20 protein-coding genes are annotated in these 19631 nt (G+C 55.9%); 10 read left to right on the forward strand and 10 right to left on the reverse strand.

Going from position 1 to position 19631, the window contains the following annotated elements; translation table 11 throughout:
- Positions 1-163: 163 nt before the first annotated feature.
- From ACXAET_RS04895 to ACXAET_RS04910, 4 genes are read right to left on the reverse strand one after another with little or no spacing between them, the layout of a single operon-like run.
- Complete coding sequence (locus ACXAET_RS04895) at positions 164-1210, reverse strand: sensor histidine kinase (RefSeq protein ID WP_475181962.1); 1047 nt, start codon at positions 1208-1210, stop codon at positions 164-166.
- Positions 1211-1233: 23 nt separating this feature from the next.
- Positions 1234-1758 (reverse strand): gamma carbonic anhydrase family protein, encoded by a 525-nt coding sequence (locus ACXAET_RS04900; protein ID WP_475181965.1) that lies wholly within the window; start codon positions 1756-1758, stop codon positions 1234-1236.
- Positions 1755-2396 carry a guanylate kinase gene (gene gmk / locus ACXAET_RS04905; RefSeq protein WP_475181966.1) on the reverse strand — a complete coding sequence of 214 codons (642 nt, stop codon included), beginning with the start codon at positions 2394-2396 and terminating at the stop codon, positions 1755-1757. The genes ACXAET_RS04900 and gmk overlap by 4 nt, the downstream gene beginning before the upstream one ends.
- A gap of 17 nt (positions 2397-2413) precedes the next feature.
- Entirely contained in the window at positions 2414-3304 is an 891-nt protein-coding gene (locus tag ACXAET_RS04910) for a YicC/YloC family endoribonuclease (protein ID WP_475181969.1), read from the reverse strand.
- A 222-nt stretch (positions 3305-3526) separates the two neighbouring features.
- Between ACXAET_RS04910 and ACXAET_RS04915 the strand changes: the two genes are divergently transcribed.
- Positions 3527-4201, forward strand: a complete 675-nt coding sequence (locus tag ACXAET_RS04915; RefSeq protein ID WP_475181973.1) for a PAS domain-containing protein — start codon at positions 3527-3529, stop codon at positions 4199-4201.
- A gap of 53 nt (positions 4202-4254) precedes the next feature.
- Here ACXAET_RS04915 and ACXAET_RS04920 read toward each other — a convergent pair whose 3' ends face one another.
- On the reverse strand, positions 4255-5625 hold the full coding sequence (locus ACXAET_RS04920; protein WP_068331266.1) for a class II 3-deoxy-7-phosphoheptulonate synthase: 1371 nt from the start codon (positions 5623-5625) through the stop codon (positions 4255-4257).
- Positions 5626-5793: 168 nt separating this feature from the next.
- Between ACXAET_RS04920 and ACXAET_RS04925 the strand changes: the two genes are divergently transcribed.
- Positions 5794-6798 (forward strand): GlxA family transcriptional regulator, encoded by a 1005-nt coding sequence (locus ACXAET_RS04925; protein ID WP_475181980.1) that lies wholly within the window; start codon positions 5794-5796, stop codon positions 6796-6798.
- A 97-nt stretch (positions 6799-6895) separates the two neighbouring features.
- Here ACXAET_RS04925 and ACXAET_RS04930 read toward each other — a convergent pair whose 3' ends face one another.
- The gene (locus tag ACXAET_RS04930; protein ID WP_475181982.1) at positions 6896-7996 is read right to left on the reverse strand and encodes a PQQ-dependent sugar dehydrogenase; all 1101 of its coding nucleotides are present in this window, start codon (positions 7994-7996) and stop codon (positions 6896-6898) included.
- Positions 7997-8161: 165 nt separating this feature from the next.
- Between ACXAET_RS04930 and ACXAET_RS04935 the strand changes: the two genes are divergently transcribed.
- From ACXAET_RS04935 to ACXAET_RS04965, 7 genes are all read left to right on the forward strand, one after another.
- Positions 8162-9343 (forward strand): ABC transporter substrate-binding protein, encoded by a 1182-nt coding sequence (locus ACXAET_RS04935; RefSeq protein ID WP_475181987.1) that lies wholly within the window; start codon positions 8162-8164, stop codon positions 9341-9343.
- A 125-nt stretch (positions 9344-9468) separates the two neighbouring features.
- On the forward strand, positions 9469-10257 hold the full coding sequence (locus tag ACXAET_RS04940; protein WP_475181992.1) for an ABC transporter ATP-binding protein: 789 nt from the start codon (positions 9469-9471) through the stop codon (positions 10255-10257).
- Positions 10254-11096, forward strand: coding sequence for an ABC transporter ATP-binding protein (locus ACXAET_RS04945; protein ID WP_082677354.1), 843 nt, complete (start codon positions 10254-10256; stop codon positions 11094-11096). The genes ACXAET_RS04940 and ACXAET_RS04945 overlap by 4 nt, the downstream gene beginning before the upstream one ends.
- Before the next feature lie 2 nt (positions 11097-11098).
- Positions 11099-11575 (forward strand): hypothetical protein, encoded by a 477-nt coding sequence (locus ACXAET_RS04950; RefSeq protein WP_475181994.1) that lies wholly within the window; start codon positions 11099-11101, stop codon positions 11573-11575.
- Positions 11575-12585: a branched-chain amino acid ABC transporter permease gene (locus tag ACXAET_RS04955; protein WP_475181997.1), complete on the forward strand. Its 1011-nt coding sequence runs from the start codon at positions 11575-11577 to the stop codon at positions 12583-12585. The genes ACXAET_RS04950 and ACXAET_RS04955 overlap by 1 nt, the downstream gene beginning before the upstream one ends.
- Positions 12582-13895, forward strand: coding sequence for a branched-chain amino acid ABC transporter permease (locus ACXAET_RS04960; protein ID WP_475182003.1), 1314 nt, complete (start codon positions 12582-12584; stop codon positions 13893-13895). Before ACXAET_RS04955 ends, ACXAET_RS04960 begins: the two co-directional genes overlap by 4 nt.
- Before the next feature lie 188 nt (positions 13896-14083).
- Positions 14084-14338 carry a hypothetical protein gene (locus ACXAET_RS04965; RefSeq protein WP_224888972.1) on the forward strand — a complete coding sequence of 85 codons (255 nt, stop codon included), beginning with the start codon at positions 14084-14086 and terminating at the stop codon, positions 14336-14338.
- A gap of 41 nt (positions 14339-14379) precedes the next feature.
- Here the strand turns inward: ACXAET_RS04965 and ACXAET_RS04970 are convergent, their stop codons facing one another.
- Positions 14380-15921, reverse strand: coding sequence for a helicase HerA-like domain-containing protein (locus ACXAET_RS04970; protein ID WP_475182009.1), 1542 nt, complete (start codon positions 15919-15921; stop codon positions 14380-14382).
- 437 nt (positions 15922-16358) lie between these two features.
- Here ACXAET_RS04970 and ACXAET_RS04975 point away from each other — a divergent pair, with 437 nt between their 5' ends.
- Positions 16359-16952 carry an invasion associated locus B family protein gene (locus ACXAET_RS04975; protein ID WP_475182012.1) on the forward strand — a complete coding sequence of 198 codons (594 nt, stop codon included), beginning with the start codon at positions 16359-16361 and terminating at the stop codon, positions 16950-16952.
- Between the two features lie 57 nt (positions 16953-17009).
- Here the strand turns inward: ACXAET_RS04975 and ACXAET_RS04980 are convergent, their stop codons facing one another.
- The 3 genes from ACXAET_RS04980 to lpxD are packed head-to-tail and all read right to left on the reverse strand — an operon-like array spanning position 17010 to position 19609.
- Complete coding sequence (locus tag ACXAET_RS04980) at positions 17010-18218, reverse strand: beta-ketoacyl-[acyl-carrier-protein] synthase family protein (RefSeq protein WP_475182015.1); 1209 nt, start codon at positions 18216-18218, stop codon at positions 17010-17012.
- A gap of 9 nt (positions 18219-18227) precedes the next feature.
- On the reverse strand, positions 18228-18485 hold the full coding sequence (locus ACXAET_RS04985; protein ID WP_475182017.1) for an acyl carrier protein: 258 nt from the start codon (positions 18483-18485) through the stop codon (positions 18228-18230).
- 32 nt (positions 18486-18517) lie between these two features.
- Positions 18518-19609 (reverse strand): UDP-3-O-(3-hydroxymyristoyl)glucosamine N-acyltransferase, encoded by a 1092-nt coding sequence (lpxD, locus tag ACXAET_RS04990; protein ID WP_475182020.1) that lies wholly within the window; start codon positions 19607-19609, stop codon positions 18518-18520.
- Positions 19610-19631 lie beyond the last annotated feature (22 nt).

A 19631-nucleotide genomic window follows, 5' to 3' on the forward strand; every position in this document is an offset into this window, starting at 1 on the left:
TGATCTTGCGCGAACCTCTAAAAGCCGTGCGTAAGCCTTTTGTGACAAGTTTGTAACAGCTTTATGACAGAGCAGAAGAAACCTGCGTGACGTAGCGCAAAGCGGACATGCAATTTTTACATAGGTTGAGCAAACTAAGCTGAATCCAGACGTTCCGACCGCCTTAACGCGGCAAAATAACGGTAAACGTCGCGCCCTTACCCAGATCGCTTTCTACCCGTAACCGGCCACGATGGCGGTTGATTATGTGCTTTACGATCGCAAGCCCCAATCCGGTTCCGCCCAACTGGCGGGATCTGTGACTGTCTGCACGATAGAATCGCTCAGTCAGACGCGGCAGGTGAACCGCATCAATACCCGGCCCCTTATCAATCACCTGAACCCGAACCGCCGGACCACGCATGGCGGTGTCACGTTCCGAGGGTATAACCCGCACCTCAACACTGCCGCCGCTACCACCATATTTGATGGCGTTCTCAATCAGGTTGGTAAAAACCTGCCGCAACTGATCATTGTCCCCAGTCAGCGTTACCGGGCCTTCCGGCGCGTTCAGGTTCAGATCAACCTTCGCATCCGTGGCCAGAGGGCGCAGAGAATTCAACGTCGATTGCAACAGCCCCGTTAGCTCAACCTGTTCTTTCGGACGCACCCGCTCTTCGCTTTCAACCCTGTTCAAGGACAGCAGATCCCCGACCAGACGGTTCATCCGGTTGGCTTCGTCAGACATGATCTTCAGAAAGCGCTCGCGTGCAGCGGCATCGTCACGGGCCGGGCCTTGCAAAGTTTCAATAAAGCCCATCAAAGCGGTCAGGGGTGTCCGCAATTCATGACTAACGTTTGCCACGAAGTCCCGGCGCATCTGGCTGGCCTGCTCGACATGTGTGACGTCCTGAAAAATAGCCAACGTCGCACCGCCCGAAACCGCGCCAACGTCGTTCATGTAGCGGCATTTAACCTCAAACGTTGTGTCCTGCGCGCCATCGTTGGACAGGTGTCGCGTTATGGCCGGCCCTTTCGAGCGGAGGCTTTGCTCTATCGCCTCGATAACCTGCGGCTGCCTTAGGATTGTTGCGAAATGGCGGCCGACGATGTTCTGCGCCAACAACGTCTTTGCATCGGTATTGGCCGCGATAATCCGTTCCGTCTGATCGACCATCAAAGCCGGCATCGGAATGGCCGCGACAAACTCGGCAAGCAGATCGTCTGACATCACTATGCTCTTTTCCCGAAGCGTTAAGACCGGGGCTTCAACTCATCGCGGAACCGGCGCATGTTCTCTTGGTAATGAAGCGCGCTCCAAGTGATCTTCTGTGCTGCGGCGTCATCCAGTTGCCGCACGACCTTTCCCGGCGATCCCACGACAAGCGAATTATCAGGGATTTCCTTGCCTTCCGTAATCAACGCTCCGGCCCCTATCAGGCAATTCTTCCCGATCTTTGCACCATTGAGAACGATAGCTCCCATGCCTATCAGAGTGTTTTCACCGATGGTGCAACCGTGCAGCATCACCTTGTGCCCAATAGTGCAGTTTCTGCCGATGGTAAGCGGGTAGCCGGCGTCGATATGCATGACACAGTTTTCCTGTACATTGCTGCCTTCGCCCACCCGAATTTCCTCGTGGTCAGCACGAATGGTACAGCCGAACCAGACTGAAGCCCCTTTTTCCAGCACGACTTTACCGATCAGGTTCGCATCCGGGGCAACCCATGTGTCTTCGTGGATTTGCGGAGAATGCTCACCCAAGGCGTAAACAGTCATGACAGGCCCTCAAATTCGTTCTGCAAGGTTCGGACATGGTTTTGCAGTCTGGGTTGCTGGATACGCCGCATTCTTTCGGCGCTGACAATGGTTTTCAGTTTTTCCTCGGTTGCATCCAGGTCGTCATTGACCAAGACATAGTCGTAATAACCCCAGTGGCTGATCTCATCCCAGCTTTTGAGCATCCGCTTGGCGATCACGTCCTCGCTGTCCTGCCCGCGCGTCTCAAGACGTCGCCGCAGTTCAGGGATCGAAGGTGGTAGAATAAAGATGGACAGCGCGTGCTTTCCCAAGTCCGAGTTACGGATCTGCACCTCACCCTGCCAGTCAACGTCAAACAAGACGTCCCGACCGGCGTTGATCGACTCCCGCACGGGTCCGGCCGGCGAGCCGTAAAAATTTCCGAACACATGGGCGTGTTCCAGCATTTGCCCTTTGGCGACTTGCTGTTTGAACTCATCCTCCGACAGGAAATAGTACTCGCGCCCATGCTCTTCACCGGGGCGTGGAGCGCGGGTTGTGGCCGAAATCGAGAATTCGAGGTCTCCGTCCCACGCCATCAACCGACGCGCCAAGGTGGATTTACCTGCGCCAGACGGCGAAGACAGGATGATAAGTAGGCCGCGGCGATCTGCCATATCAGGTCTTCCCATATTCATTCAACATTTTGCACTTGCTCGCGCATCTGGTCTATTACGGCTTTCAACTCAAGCCCCACCGATGTCAGATCAGCGCTTTGCGCCTTTGAACACAGCGTGTTCGCTTCGCGATTGAACTCTTGCATCAGAAAATCCAGCTTGCGCCCCACCGCCACATCCTGCGATAGCAGACTGCGTGCTGCGTCGACATGGGCTTTCAACCGGTCAATCTCTTCAGTGATGTCGGATTTGACCGCGATCAGCGCCAGTTCCTGTGCCAGACGATCGGGTTCAACCCCCTGCGCGTTGTCCAGCACCCGCGCAAGGTTTTCCCGCAGCGTGTCTGCCATTTTGTCCTTTCGCTGTTCGGCAAGTTCGGCTGCTTGAGTCACCAGTTCCGAAACTAGGCGTAGCTGTGAGTCCAAGATTTCGGCCAAGGCTTTACCTTCGGCCTGACGCATATCGACAAAGCGGGCCAACAGGTCTTCGAAATCAACCGTCAAAGCCTCCACCAGCGGCGCCGGATCGTCCACATCGCTGCCGGCCTCCAACATACCCTTGATTGAAATCAGATCTGATGCGGTTGAAGGCGCAAGGGTTACGCCGCTGGCCGCTGCCATTTCCTGTGTTCGCGCCATTGCAACAAGCGCCGCACCCATCGCGGCTTCGTTCAAAACCAAATCAAGGGCAGTTTCATCCCGGCTCAATCGCAAAGACAGAGTGACATTCCCACGGCTCAGCGCCTTGGTCATCTGACTGCGCAAGGCGGCCTCTAACCCGGTTAACCAATCGGGCACGCGCAGGCGCATGTCCAGCCCTTTGCCATTCACACTGCGCAGCTCCCACGTCCAGCTATGCGGCCCTAGAACCCCCTTGCCTGAGGCGAAACCGGTCATGGATCTGATCATACTTGCTGCCCCTGTCTGCTCGCTTGCCGCACCTAAAGCTAACAATGGCCGCAGGGCAAGCCTTTGCTGAATTTGCGTGTTCAGCCGGAAGTTAACCATTCATTAAAGATTTCCTCCAAAATTGAATCAACCCGTGTCAACTTTGGACCAAGGCAGATCTGGATGATCCAGATGTCTGGCTTTTTATGAAAATTGCGGTCGCTTGACGCTAGGGTGATGAAAATGAATAGTTTTTTCGGCAACAGGTTCGGGTCGAATTCTGGAAAGATCGTTACAATGGATCGTTTTGACAATGGGCGCAGCCTTTCGCCCATCCGACAGGCCGAGGCTTACTGGACCGCGTTGCTAACCAGTGACGGCATCCCCAAGCGATCCCAGATCGATCCGCGAGGGCTTGAGAATATCCTGGAATACACGTTCATACTTGAACGGATCACCCCGCGGCTGGCGCGGTTCCGTGTTGCAGGCAGTCATCTGAACAAACTTGCGGGCATGGAAGTCCGTGGCATGCCCCTGACAGCCTTCTTTGAGCCCAGTGCGCGTTCGGAGATTTCTGATGTGCTGGAGCAGGTTTTTGCCCAGCCTGCCATCGCTGGATTTGACCTTGTCTCCGCAGGCAAACTCGGTCGCGCCCGAGTACAGGCGCGAATGATACTATTGCCGTTAAAAAGCGATCTTGGAGATGTCAGCCGTGTTCTCGGAGTATTGGTGAGTGATGGCGCGATCGGCGCAACGCCCCGCCGTTTCACCATTCAAGACGCAGAACTGCGCGCTGTTTCCGACGTTCAGGCGCCCAAAAGACCAAAGCGGCAGCTTTCGACCGGGTTTGCCGAGTCTCCTCAAGAGTTCAAACGCCCCAGGTCTCACCTGAGACTGGTAGTGTCCCGCGATGATTAAAACGAAAAAGGCGGGCAATCCCTGCCCGCCTTTCGTTAAATAGCCACAGTGCCTTAGCTGGCTTCGCGTTTGCTTCGATCACGGCGCAGATTGGTGAGTTCTTCTGCAACCAAGAACGCCAGTTCCAACGACTGCGAGGCGTTCAGACGCGGGTCGCAGGCGGTGTGATAACGATCCGACAGATCTTCTTCGGTGACTGCGCGCACGCCGCCGATGCATTCGGTCACGTCCAGGCCGGTCATCTCGAAATGCACGCCGCCGGGCACCGTACCTTCGGCCTGATGCACGCCAAAGAAATCGCGCACCTCACGCAGCACGGACTCGAACGGACGGGTCTTGTAGCCAGTTGCCGACTTGATCGTGTTGCCATGCATCGGGTCGCATACCCAAGTCACCTTGGCACCCTCTTCCTTGACGGCTTTGATCAGGCGCGGCAGATGCTCGCTGGCCTTGCCTGCGCCGAACCGGGCGATCAGGGTCAAACGACCCTCTTCGTTTTCGGGGTTCAGCTTGGACATCAAAACTTTAAGGTCTTCGGCCGTTGTCGTCGGACCGCATTTCAGACCGATGGGGTTCAGTACACCGCGACAGAATTCGACATGCGCACCATCAGGCTGACGCGTGCGGTCACCAATCCAAATCATGTGACCCGAACCTGCCAGCCAGTTGCCCGAGGTTGAATCAAGGCGGGTCAGCGCCTCTTCATATTCAAGTAGCAGGCTTTCGTGGCTGGTGTAGAATTCTACGGTCGAGAATTCATGCGTCGTCTCAGCAGTGATTCCTGCCGCATCCATGAAGTCGATCGTGTCTTGAATCCGATCCGCGATTTCCGAGTATTTCTGTACGTCCTGTTCATCGGTGAAGCCAAGCGTCCAGGAGTGGACCCGGCTCATATCGGCGAAACCACCGGTCGAAAATGCCCGCAGCAGGTTCAGCGTTGCGGCAGCTTGCGTATAGGCCTGCAACATTTTGCCGGGATTCGGAATGCGCGCTTCGGGGGTAAACGCCAGTTCGTTGATGATATCACCCCGGTAGCTTGGCAGCTCGACACCATCCACCACCTCGGTCGGGGCACTGCGTGGTTTGGCGAACTGTCCCGCCATGCGGCCCACTTTGACCACAGGCACCTTGGCACCATAGGTCAGAACCATCGCCATTTGCAGCATCACCTTGAAGGTGTCACGAATCGCATCGGCACTGAATTGTTCAAAGCTTTCAGCACAATCCCCGCCTTGCAACAGGAAGGCCTCGCCGCGACCGGCGGCACCCAAATGTTGCTTAAGACGCCGTGCCTCGCCCGCAAAGACCAGCGGGGGATACTGCGAAAGCTGCGCCTCGACCTTGGCCAGTGCGGCCGCGTCGGTATAGTCTGGCATCTGAACCCGGGGCTTGTTGCGCCAGTTCGTTTTTTGCCATTCAGTCATAGCTTTGATCTCCGCTGAAGTATTCAGGGTGCCTCTATACAAAATGCATTGAAGACTGACCATATACGATTTGCGCCCCTTGACGTCGCAAACAAGCTTTGGTCAAGGTGGCTGCCAAAGTTGTCGCCGACACAAAACCGTCGAGCGCCGAATCAAGGACACCTCGCCATGCAAGAGCAACGCCAAGTTGTCACGGTGGAAGACACTGCAGCCACCTCACGTCACTTCGTGTTTGTCCTGTTGGACAAGTTCTCGCTGCTGTCATTTGCTTCGGCCCTGGACAGCCTGCGGATCGCCAACCGAATGGCGGACAAGACGCTTTATTCGTGGTCACTCATGGGTGAAGGCGGTGGGTCCATAAGCTGCTCAGCCGGAACAACCTTTGCATTGGACAGCGATCTGGTCGAACTGCAACGGGACGATGTTGTGTTGATCTGTGGCGGTGTGGACGTTCAGACAGCGACCACAAAGAAGGTGCTGAATTGGGTCCGCCGCGAGGCGCGGCGCGGTTTGCGCATCGGTGGTCTGTGCACGGCTGCCTACTCATTGGCTAAGGCCGGGCTTTTGGACGGCAAGCGCGCGACCATCCACTGGGAGAACTCGGACAGTTTCATCGAGGAATTTGATGAGGTCCAACTGACCAAATCTGTGTTTCAAATCGACGGTAATCGAATGACGACAGCAGGCGGCACGTCCTCGATCGACCTGATGTTAAAAATCATCGCTGATGATTTCGGTGAAGATCTGGCCAATGCGGTGGCCGACCAGATGATTTATTCGTCAATTCGAACCGATCAGGACACCCAACGCTTGTCGACCCCCACCCGTATCGGTGTGCGCCATCCGAAGCTAAGTCAGGTCATCCTCATGATGGAGAAGAACATCGAAGAGCCCATCTCGCCTTCGATCCTGGCCAAGGATGTCGGCATGTCGACGCGTCAGCTTGAGCGCCTCTTCCGACGTTACCTGAGCCGCTCGCCGAAGCGGTATTATATGGAGTTACGTCTGCACAAAGCGCGCAATCTTCTGATGCAGACCGATATGAGCGTGATTAACGTGGCATTGGCGTGCGGCTTTGCCAGCCCGTCGCATTTCTCAAAGTGCTACCGGGCCCATTACAACACCACACCGTATCGGGAACGTGGTGCGCACGGCGACAGGTTGTCAGTTTAAGTTCTTCAGAAAAACTTACAGAGCCTTTAGGACGCGCGCCTTCAAGATGATTTGCGGCACGATGAAACCGCGCGCTTATCTGTTCCGCGAGCCTCCCTTAGCCCAAGTCAGGTGGCGTCATCCTGTAAACCGCGCCCTGCCCGACTGAAATAAACCATATCGACCCGTCCGGAGCCTCAACGACATCGCGCACACGTTCTGTTTCCGGGGCTTTGATTTGCTCAACTTCGCGCAGCGGTGATCCTGCGAGCCGCGCGATGTAGTCAAACTTAAGCGAACCGACAAAGATATCACCCGTCCATTCCGGCCACAGTTTGCCGGAATACACCATCAAGCCCGATGGGGCCATGGATGGGTCCCAATAATGCTCGGGCTGCTCCATTCCGGGTTTCGAGGTTCCCTCGCCGATTTTCTCACCTGAATAATGAACGCCATAAGAGATAACTGGCCAGCCATAGTTCAATCCCGGTTTGACCAGATTGATCTCATCCCCGCCTCTCGCGCCGTGTTCGGAAATCCAAAGACGTCCCTCGGCGTCCAGACCAGCCCCCTGCGGGTTGCGATGGCCGAACGACCAGATCTCGGACCGAACATCGTCATCATCAACAAATGGGTTGTCGTCAGGGATGGTCCCGTTGCGATTGACGCGGATCACCGATCCGATGTGGTTTGTCGTATCTTGGGCGGCAGGCCGGTCACCCCTGTCACCGATCGTTACAAACAAGCTACCATCCGTAGCTTCCACAACGCGCGATCCAAAATGCTTTCCAGTGCGACCGCCGGGCACGGCCTCAAAGATCACGCGTACCTTGGTAAGCCGATCGCCGTCTTCCGACAGGCGCGCAACCGCCAGCGAGGTCCCTGCTTTGCGGAACTGGCGCTTTGCAAAGGTCAGAAATATTTCGCGGGTTTCCGCGAAATCTCTTGCGATGGTGACATCCAACAATCCACCCTGCCCGTTCGGAGCCACTTTCGGAACGCCGCGCACGCGCTGAGTTACTCCATCGCGGACATACAACAGTTCTCCTTTGCGTTCTGTCACCAGGAAACTGTTGTCGGGTAAAATGTCCACGGCCCAAGGTGTATCGAGGCCACTTGCCATTTCGGTAAGCTCAACCGTCCCTTGCGACGTTTGCACGTTCTGTGCACTTGCGATTCCGGCCCAAGCAAGACCCACTATTACAAAAACCCGAATCATAAAAGCACTCCGTCGTATTCCGAACCAGTTTCGCGATCGCGCGCGTCATGAAAACAGATAGAGTTCCAAGCCGCAAAAACACTTTTTCGTTGGGACTTTTCTTTTTGTGACAGCTTGCCTAGGGTCTTGAGCAGGAAGAAAATGTTCCAACATGGGAGTAACCTAATGAAAAAGCTGCTTACTGCAACTGCAGCAACTGCTCTATTGGCCGGCACAGCCATGGCCGAAGACGTAACACTCGGCGTTCTTTTCGGTTTTACCGGACCGATTGAATCGCTGGCACCTGCCATGGGTTCGGGTGCTGAACTGGCGATGGCCGAAGTCACCGAATCCGGCAAGCTTCTGGACGGTGCAACAGTCACCGCGTCTCGCGCCGACACCGGCTGCATCGATAACGGCCTAGCCACGTCGAACGGTGAACGCATGATCGCGGACGGCGTTGCCGGCATCATTGGCGGAGATTGCTCGGGCGTTACCGGTGCAATCCTTCAGAACGTCGCAATTCCGAACGGCATGGTTATGATCTCGCCCTCGGCGACCTCGCCTGGCTTGTCGACAATGGAAGATAACGGACTGTTCTTCCGTACCGCTCCGTCGGATGCGCGCGAAGGTCAGGTAATGGCAGACATTCTGAACGATCGCGGTATCAGCTCGATTGCGCTGACCTACACCAACAACGACTACGGCAAAGGTCTTGCAGATGCGATCCAGTCGTCTTTCGAAGCTTCGGGCGGTGAAATCACCATCGTCGCTGCGCACGAAGACGGCAAAGCGGACTATTCGGCCGAAGTCGGCGCGCTGGCCTCAGCCGGTGGCGACATTCTGGTTGTCGCGGGCTATCTGGACCAGGGCGGTCTGGGGATTATCCAGGCAGCACTGGACAGCGGTGCGTTCGACACGTTCGGTCTGCCCGGTGGCATGATTGGCGACTCGCTGCCTGCCAATGTCGGACCTGACCTAAACGGTTCCTTCGGTCAGATCGCCGGTTCTGGTGGAGAAGGTGCTGAAAAGTACTTTGCGATGGCCGAAGCCGAAGGGTTTGACGGTTCGTCACCCTACTCGCCTGAATCCTATGACGCTGCTGCCCTGTTCATGCTGGCCATGCAGGCCGCGGGTTCGACCAACCCGGCGGATTACGGCGCAAAGATCATGGAAGTTGCCAATGAACCCGGCGAGAAAATCTATCCCGGAGAACTGGCCAAGGGTCTGGAATTGCTGGCGGCAGGTCAGGACATCGACTATGTCGGCGCTTCAGGCGTTGAATTGATCGGCCCCGGTGAAAGCGCCGGCTCGTATCGTGAGATCGAAGTGACCGACGGCGAAAACAAAACCGTTAACTTCCGTTGATCCGGCGTCAACAGTCATAAAAACAAGCAGCCCGGGCCTTGTGTCCGGGCTGTTTCAGTGAAAAAAGGCCGCACCCCGGAAAACGGGGCGGGACAAAGCGCCAAGAAAGGCGGCAAGGGGAAAAGATGATCGTCGTCGAAGACGTGCACAAGCATTTCGGCGGGTTTCATGCGGTGGACGGAGCATCGCTGGAAATCCAGAAGGGTTCGATCACCGGCCTGATCGGGCCAAACGGGGCCGGAAAAACGACGCTGTTCAATGTGATCGCGGGTGTACTTCCACCGACCAGCGGCCGCGTTTTCATGGATAGTGAAGATATCACCGGCCTGCCGCCGCACGACTTGTTTCATAAGGGTCTGTTGCGCACGTTCCAGATCGCGCATGAGTTTTCGTCGATGACCTGCCGCGAAAACCTGATGATGGTTCCCGGCGCGCAATCTGGTGAATCGCTTTGGAACACCTGGTTTGGTCGCAAGCGCATCGCGAACGAAGAGCGCGCGTTGCAGGCCAAAGCTGACGAGGTTCTGGAATTTCTAACCATCGAACACCTTGCCGATCACAAAGCTGGTCAGGTCTCGGGCGGACAGAAAAAGCTGTTGGAGCTGGGTCGCACCATGATGGTCGATGCCAAGATCGTGTTTCTGGACGAGGTCGGCGCAGGCGTGAACCGCACGCTGCTGATGACCATCGCCGACACGATCATCCGCCTGAACAAAGAGCGCGGCTATACCTTCGTCGTCATTGAGCATGACATGGATTTCATTGGCAAGATTTGCGACCCGGTCATCTGCATGGCCGAGGGTAAAGTTCTCGCCGAAGGCACTCTGGACGAGATCAAGGCCAACGAGCACGTGATCGAAGCCTATCTGGGCACTGGCCTGAAGAACAAAGACAAGCTGGAGGCCCAAACATGACCGCTGGCAAAACCGACAACCCTTATCACGACGACAAGGGCAATAAGGACGCCTCGATCACCAATCCGCATGGCGTCGGAACCATGACCCCCGCGCATCGCAAAAGCGGCGCAACATTTAAGGTTGCAGGTGGCCCCTTCCTAATCGGCGACACCATGACCGGTGGCTATGGCAAAGGGCCGGACATTTTGCATGACTGCACGATTTCCGCCAACAAAGGTGAGATCGCGGTTATCGTCGGCCCGAACGGAGCCGGTAAATCCACGGCGATGAAGGCACTGTTCGGGATGCTGGACGTACGCTCGGGCAGCGTGCGGCTGGATGGTGAGGATATCACCAATCTCTCGCCGCAGGACCGCGTGATCAAAGGGATGGGGTTTGTGCCGCAAACCTCGAATATCTTTACGTCGATGACGGTTGAGGAAAACCTGGAAATGGGCGCCTTCATCCGCCGCGACGACATCAGCCAGACGATGGAGCAGGTCTATGACCTCTTCCCCATCCTACGCGACAAGCGCAATCAGGCGGCCGGAGAGCTGTCAGGCGGTCAACGCCAACAGGTCGCCGTGGGCCGCGCGCTGATGACTCAGCCAAAGGTGCTGATGCTCGATGAACCAACCGCCGGCGTCTCGCCCATCGTGATGGATGAGCTGTTTGACCGGATCATTGAGGTCTCGCGCACCGGGTTGCCAATCCTGATGGTCGAGCAAAACGCCCGTCAGGCGCTGGAAATCGCGGACAAGGGATATGTGCTGGTTCAGGGGCGGAACGCGTACACCGGCACGGGCAAGGAACTGCTGGCCGATCCCGAAGTGCGTAAGAGTTTTTTGGGGGGGTGAAGATGCCAAAAGCGGCTATTGTCTTGTTATCGCTTATTTTGTTTCCGTGCGTTTCCAGTGCGGAAGGTGGGCTGAAGAACTTCTACTCCGAGAAACTACGTCCAAAACTATTGAATGCGGGCGCGATCGAACTCCAATGCGAAATGCCGACCAAGTGCCTAGACGATTTCTGCGAGATGGACAGCATTAAAGGTGAGCTTGTGGTTTACGCGACCGCACTAGACCGACGGTTTAACGAGATCCCATCAAGCGAAATTGTTACCTCAAACGCGTTGCTGTTCTTGGAGGGAAATCTTTACGATCTCGAAGGCGGAGGGAATAAGGACCATTTTTGGGGTATAGGTGCTTCTGGCGAAAGCTCTGAATGGCGATCATCGTTTGTCGTCTCGCTAACTGGCGGGCCAGCTTCGCTGACAACTCAGAATGTCAGAACTTTCCTTACAACAACCCACCTTGGCAATTGTAAGGTCAATAAGTGATGGACTTTCTCAACGCCCTTGTGGCGCTCTCCAACTTCGTTCTTGTTCCCGCAATCGCCTATGGCAGCCAATTGGCTCTGGGCGCGTTGGGGGTGACGCTGATCTACGGTATCCTGCGGTTTTCGAACTTTGCCCATGGCGACACGATGGCCTTTGGCGCGATGATCGCGGTTCTGGTCACGTGGGGCTTGCAGGCAGCAGGGATCGGTTTCGGACCACTGCCGACCGCCTTGCTCGCCCTGCCTATTGCCATTCTGGGCTGTATCGTTCTGGTGCTGATCACGGACCGTCTGGTCTATCGCTTTTACAGGGAACAAAAGGCCAAGCCCGTGATCCTCGTAATCGTGTCGATGGGCGTGATGTTTATCATGAACGGTCTTGTGCGGTTCATCATCGGTCCGGATGATCAGCGTTTCTCGGACGGGGCACGGTTCCTGATATCTGCGCGCGACTTCAGAACACTGACAGGTCTTGATGAGGGGCTGGCCATCCGCACCTCGCAAGCGATCACGGTTGTTGTCGCCGTTGTCGCCGTGGCGCTGCTGTTCTGGTTCCTCAACAAAACCCGTACGGGAAAGTCGATGCGCGCCTATTCCGATAATGAGGATCTGGCGCTGCTGTCAGGCATCAACCCCGAACGCGTGGTGATGATTACCTGGATCCTCGTCGCGGCGTTGGCAACCACTGCGGGTGTGCTTTATGGGCTGGACAAGAGCTTCAAGCCTTTCGTCTATTTCCAGCTTTTGCTGCCGATCTTCGCCTCGGCCATCGTGGGCGGCCTTGGCAACCCGATCGGAGCCATCGCTGGCGGGTTCATCATCGCCTTTTCCGAGGTAACCATCACCTATGCTTGGAAAAAGGTGCTGACCTATCTGGCACCGGAAAACCTTGAGCCATCTGGATTGGTTCAGCTTCTGTCCACCGACTACAAATTCGCCGTCAGCTTTGTGATTTTGCTGATTGTGCTTCTGTTCAAACCCACAGGTCTGTTTAAGGGGAAAGCAGTATGAGCGAGCCCGTCAAAAACACGCTGCTTTTTGTCCTTGTCGGCGGTTTGATCCTTCTGACCGGGTTTACCCAAAGTTGGAACGCCGCGATCCTGATCCTGAACATGGGCCTGATCTCAGCCATCATGGCGATTGGGGTGAACCTTCAGTGGGGCTTTGCCGGTCTGTTCAACGTCGGCGTGATGGGTTTTGTCGCCTTGGGCGGGCTGGCGGTTGTTTTGATATCTACACCGGTGACGCCCGGAGCATGGTCGGCCGGCGGGTACGGCATCGTGCTGGCGCTACTGCTGGGCGCGGCGACTGTCGTCGCCGCCGTTTTCGTCGCGCAGAAAATGTCAAAGGGTCGGATGCAGACCCTGTCGATCATCGCAATTCTTATCATCGGTTTTTTTCTTTATCGCGCGATCTTCGACCCCAATGCAGCAGCGGTCGAAGCGATTGACCCTGCTATCGCGGGAAACCTTGGGGGTCTCAACCTGCCTGTGTTGCTGGCGTGGCCAGCGGGCGGCCTTTTGGCTGCCGGGGCCGCTTGGCTGATCGGGAAAACGGCGCTTGGCCTACGATCAGACTATCTGGCGATTGCGACGCTGGGGATTGCCGAGATTATCATCGCAATCCTTAAAAACGAAGATTGGCTGGCCCGTGGCGTCAAGAATGTCTACGGCATTCCGCGCCCTGCCCCTGTCGTTGGCTATGAGGTTGACCTGCAAAATGATCCCGGCTTCGTCGCGCGGGCCGAGTTGTTCGGCTTGGATGCGGTCACCGCCTCGACCCTTTCGGTAAAACTCGGCTATTCGCTGCTTTTCCTGATTGTACTGCTAGTACTACTTTGGATGGCACAGAAAGCCCTGCGCAGCCCTTGGGGCCGCATGATGCGCGCTATTCGCGACAACGAGGTTGCAGCCGAAGCAATGGGCAAGGACGTCACCCGCCGCCACCTGCAAATCTTTGTGCTGGGTTCCGCCATCTGCGGCATCGCAGGTGCGATGATGACCACGCTGGACGGGCAGCTAACCCCCAGCGCGTATCAGCCGCTGCGGTTTACCTTCCTGGTCTGGGTAATGGTGATTGTAGGAGGGTCGGGGAACAATTTTGGCGCCGTTCTAGGGGCGTTTCTGATCTGGTTCCTGTGGGTTCAGGTGGAGCCCATCGGGTTGTGGCTTATGAACCTGATTACCGTGGGGATGCCTGACGGCAGTGCGCTAAAGTCGCATTTGATCGAAAGTGCCGCGCATATGCGCCTGCTCACCATGGGTTTGATTCTGCTGATTGTCCTCAGGTTCAGTCCAAGAGGTCTGATCCCAGAGAAATAAACTGGGATGAGGGGTATATCCGGAGACCAAGGCGAGGTAACGGATCAGTTTATTGATTCAAAAGCCAAAGCTGACTAAACCAAATCAACATCCAGCAAGCCCCCGATCTCCGCAAAGTCACCCCTACGGTCAAACAAACACTTAATATTTCGACGTCAGGCCACCCCTCAAGAGTAAGAAGACGACACATGAAAACATCGTTTATCCGCTGTATCCTTGTGCTGCCGGTTGTCGCCAGCCTCGCCGCATGTATCCCATCCCCCAAAGATCTAGAGACTGAACCAGTAAAGGTTCAAACGCCAAAGGGTGAGGTGACCTGTCAGCTTTACCGTCAGAACCGTGTCGTATGGGACCGCGCCATCGACTTCCCGGCCACAAAAATGTCCGTACCCGAAGCGGACAACTATTGCCGGCAGGAAGGCCAACGCCGCTTGAATCAATAAGATCGGCAATCGAAATCCTACAGTCGCGCCGGGCCGTGTTTCTACTTGGCCCGGAACAGGCCACCTAGAATGCCGCGAACAATCTTTCGACCGGTTGTTCCCTTCAGCTCTTTGATCACGGCCTCGCTCATCGCTGAGGCGAAGGTATCTTTCTGCCGCGTTGCCCGCGAGGACGACCGACCGACCCGACTGCCGGAATAGCGCCGGGCTGTGGCAAATTCACGCTCAGCCAAGGTTTGCTTTTCTTCGTTTTCTTCCGCTTCGGCAGCAGCTTGTGCGGCCTGATCAGCCCGAGCTTGCAAGATTTCGAAGGCTGACTTGCGATCTTTAAGCTCGCCGTATTTGCCTTGCATGGGCGACGCGGCCAAAACCGCTTCTCGGTCGGCCGGGGCGATTGGACCCAAGTGGGTGGCCGGCGGGCGGATCAAGGTCCGCTCCACGATCCCGGGCACACCTTTTTTCTGCAACATGGAAGTTACCGCCTCACCAACACCAACCTCTCGGATGGCGGTTTCCGTTTCAAAAGCGGGATTCTCGCGATATGTTTCGGCGGCAAGACGCAGGTTCTTCCGGTCACGCGCCGTGAACGCGCGCAAGGCGTGCTGAACGCGGTTCCCTAATTGGCCAAGAATGTCCTCTGGAATGTCCGCCGGATTCTGTGAGATGAAATAGACCCCAACCCCTTTGGATCTAATCAGCCGCGCGACCTGCTCGACCTTGTCCACAAGAACCTTGGGCGCATCTTCAAACAACAAATGCGCTTCATCAAAGAAAAACACCAGCTTCGGCTTATCCGGGTCGCCGACCTCAGGCAGTTCTTCGAAGAGTTCACTCAGCAGCCACAACAGAAACGTAGCATACAGGCGTGGCGACCCCATCAACTTGTCCGAAGCCAGGATATTCACCATCCCCTGCCCGTTTTCATCTGTCCGCATCAGATCGGTCAATTCCAGCGCGGGTTCGCCAAACAGATTTGTTCCCCCTTCATTTTCAAGGACCAGCAAGCGCCGCTGGATCGCACCCACCGAAGCTGTCGAGACGTTGCCGTAGCGCAATGACAATTGCGCGCGGTTCTCACCGATCCACACCAACAACGCCTGCAAGTCCTTAAGGTCCAGCAGAGGCATTCCTTCTTCGTCTGCCACGCGGAAAGCGATATTCAGTATTCCCTCCTGCGCCTCGCTCAGGTTCATGAGGCGCGACAAAAGCAACGGGCCCATCTCGGTCACGGTGGTTCGCACCGGGTGGCCTTGTTCACCGAAAAGATCCCAGAATGTCACTGGACACGCGGCATATGCATAATCCGTAAATCCGATGCGCGAAGCACGATCCTGAAACGCCTGATGAAGCTTTTGGCTTTCACTGCCTGCCTTTGCCAACCCGGACAAATCCCCTTTAACATCGGATAGAAACACAGGAACGCCCGCCTTCGAAAACCCTTCGGCCAGAATTTGCAGAGTTACCGTTTTGCCAGTGCCCGTAGCACCTGCAATCAACCCATGTCGGTTGGCATATTTCAAACTCAATGACTGGGGCTGGTTGTAGTCGTCGCCAGCACCACCCAAGAATACATTTTTATCCATTGTTATATGGCCTTAATTTCCAACGGTCTGCTCTTAACATACAAAGTTAACCTTTGACTGCGATAGTGAATTTGCCGACTACGTTGCCCAAGGTGACAGACGGCAAACTTCCTCCCTGTCGACTGACCGCGCCTTCGGGCGCGGTTTTTTTTAAGCAAGACTTGATTTTCCATTAAAAATTCAGGTTTTCAGTTGACCGCTGCGTCCGCCTTTCGTAACGTCTGCGCATAACTAAGTCGGCCAGTCCGACGGGGAGAAAATTTTACGAAAGGGAGCCGCTCCACCGGCTCCCTTTTTTGCTGTGTATTGCATGGAAGTGGTCACCGGAACGGCAAAAATCCGATCACATATGTCCAATTTTGTAGCTTAACACCTGACACCATGATCCAAGGGTGGTAAGACCCAGAAAAAAGCTCAACCAACGTGCTGAGGCATTCATGATCAAGACACTTCTATCGCTTACTGTATCGGCCGCTGTGCTGATGTCTGGCGCGGTCAGCGCGCAAGAGGCGCAGTCGCAAGAGACTGAAACCGCGCCTGCGGAAAACGGGCTGGACCTTGGTACCACCGGCCCTCGTGTCGGAGAGCAGTTCGTTCGCGAAACCTCCGGTGATTGGGAAATATCGTGCATCAAGGCACAAACCGGCGAAGACCCCTGTGCAATGGTTCAAATCCTCAATGGTCAGCAGGGTGAACCGCTGGCCGAGGTGACGATCGGAAAACTGCCTGAAGGCGGCGCGGCGGTTGCGTGGGCTAACGTGATTGTGCCTCTGGAAACCCTACTCCAGGCGCAGCTTGCCCTGTCCATAGATGGCGCACCGCGTAAACTGTATAACTATCACCACTGTGTTCCAGTCGGATGCGTCGCACAGCTGGGCTTTAGTCAGCCCGAAATCGACGCTATGAAGTCTGGTTCAACGGCGGTGGTTTCGCTAGTCCCTGCCCGCTTCCCCGATCAAGTGTTGCAGATGGAGATGTCGTTGTCCGGATTTACATCGGCCTTTGACGGTCTGGGCATAAATCAGAACTAAAACGAAGAAACGCCACCGCTTTCAACCGGTGGCGTTTTCGTTTCGCACGCGCGGTCCTTAGACTTGCTTCAGGGCCAAAACAGCATTCAAGCCGCCGAAAGCAAATGCGTTGCTAAGCGCTACTGTGACTTTGGCTTCACGCGCATCGTTGGGCACTACGTCTAACGCGCATTCCGGGTCAGGCTCTTCATACCCAATGGTCGGAGCGATCACTCCGTCGCGCAGCGCCATGATGCAGGCCAGCAATTCAACTGCTCCAGTGCCGCCGATCAGGTGACCGTGCATGGACTTTGTCGACGAAATCATCAGGTCATCTGCGTGTGGCCCAAACACATCGGCCACTGCCGCACATTCGGTTTTATCATTCGCGGCCGTGCCAGTTCCATGCGCGTTGATGTAGCCAACCTGATCCGCGTTCAGACTTGCATCTGCCAACGCTCCGGACATGGCCCGGGCAGCGCCTTGTTTGCTGGGCATCACGATATCAGCGGCATCGGACGACATGGCAAAGCCAACAACTTCACACAGGATATCCGCGCCGCGTTCACGCGCACGATCGTAATCCTCAAACACGAAAATACCGGCACCTTCGCCTTGAACCATGCCGTTACGATTGGCGCTGAACGGACGGCAGGCGTCCTTGGACATCACGCGCAACCCTTCCCAGGCCTTCACGCCGCCAAAACACAGCATGGATTCCGATCCACCCGTGAGCATTGCCGGCGCCGCACCACTGCGAACCATCTGAAACGCCAGCGCCATCGCGTGATTGGACGAGGCGCAAGCAGTCGAAACGGTAAAGCTTGGCCCTTTCAGATTGTACTCCATCGAGACATGACTGGCCGCCGCATTATTCATGAGTTTGGGAACGACAAACGGGTGCACACGGTTTTTACCGTCTTCGTAAACTGAACGATAATTGTCATCCCACGTCGAAACGCCGCCGCCTGCAGTACCAAGCACCACACCCGATCGGGCCGCGAGTTCGCCGTGGAATTCGATTCCGGATTGTTCTATCGCCTCTTTCGCCGCTGTCAGCGTGAATTGCGTGAAGCGATCATAAAGGCTCATTTGCTGGCGGTTAAAGCGCCCTTCGGCCTCGAACCCGCGTACCTGACCGCCAATTTTGATGGACAGCCGCTCAACATCGCGGAACTCAAGATCTGAAATACCGCAACGCCCTTCGCGCATGGCTTCAAAGGTGTCTGGAACGGAATGACCCAGCGAGTTGATCGTCCCTGCCCCAGTAATAACAACGCGTTTCATACTGTTATGTCAGACTTTCTCGGACACAAGTTTTTCGATACCGGAGATGATGGCAGCAACATTTGAAATATCGAAATCGCTGGCATCCGGTTCATTGGCGTTGAAGGGTACCGAGATATCGAACTCTTCCTCGATTGCAAAAATGCTCTCAACGAGTCCGAGACTGTCGATCCCCAAATCCTCAAGCGTACTTTCAGGAGTGACGTCCGAAGGCTCCAGCACGGCCTGCTCAGCAATGATTGCGATGACGCGGTCGGTGATGCTCATATCGGTCCTCTGGTTATCTCGTTGAGGGTGATTTAATCGCTCGGCGGCTGTTTGAAAACAGCCTTTTTCAGCGCCTCGACGTCACGTGCCAGTCTGGGCAAGCGGCGTTGCGTTTTGTAAATGTCTGTATGCGTTTCCATTTTGATCGCCGGGTAGCCCATGATCACCCTGCCCGCGGGCACATTCGACAGGATTTTGGTGCCGCCCCCTGCAATCACACCGTCGCCGATAAAGATGTTGTCTACGACACCGGTTTGGCCACCCAGCACCACGTTGTTTCCAATTTTAACCGAACCGGACACACCGGTCTGACCGCATAGCAAACAGTCCTGACCAACATGCGTGTTATGCCCGATATGTACCAGATTATCCAGCTTCGACCCATTGCCGATGCGGGTATTCCGAATTGTCCCGTTATCGACAGTGCAATTGGCACCGACCTCCACATCATCGCCGATCTCAACCGCGCCCAGCGAGTGAATACGCAGCCAGCTTTGCGCTTGCGCATCACCCTTGTCGCCCATCGTTTTTCGGACGTTTTCAACATCTGACACCTCGGGTGTGACAAAGCTGAACCCGTCACCACCGATCCGCGCACCGGGTTGCGCGATAAAACGGTCGCCAATCTGTGCACGCGCGCCAATGCTGACCATCTCACGCAGTACCACGTCTTCGCTCAGAACCGCGTCCGCCCCGACTACGCAATGCGGTCCGATCACAGCCCCCTTTCCGATGCGAACCCGCGCGCCGATAACAGCAAGCGGCCCGACCGAGGCGTTTTCGCCAATTACGGCGCTTGGGTCTATCACGGCAGAGGGATGTATGCCCGGCTCAACACCCTGCCCTCGGTCCAACATCGCTGTGATTCCAGCCATTGCCATGCGTGGTCTGACAACAAAAATCGCAGCCTGCAGCCCCATTGCCTGCCAGTCTGCGCCTTCCCACAAAACAGCCGCTTTCGCTGAACCACCGTTCAGCGCCTCGGCATATTTCGGAGACATCGCCATCGCCAGGTCCGTCGGCCCGGCATCCGCCGGTTCAGCGGCGCGCGCGACAACAAGGTTGCCATCGCCGCGATATTCGGCGCCCAGGGCCTCGGCTATTTGCTGGATTGAATACTGCATGGGGCTTCTCTGATTAAGGATC

This window comes from Ruegeria sp. AWH4_226 (genome assembly GCF_056159225.1).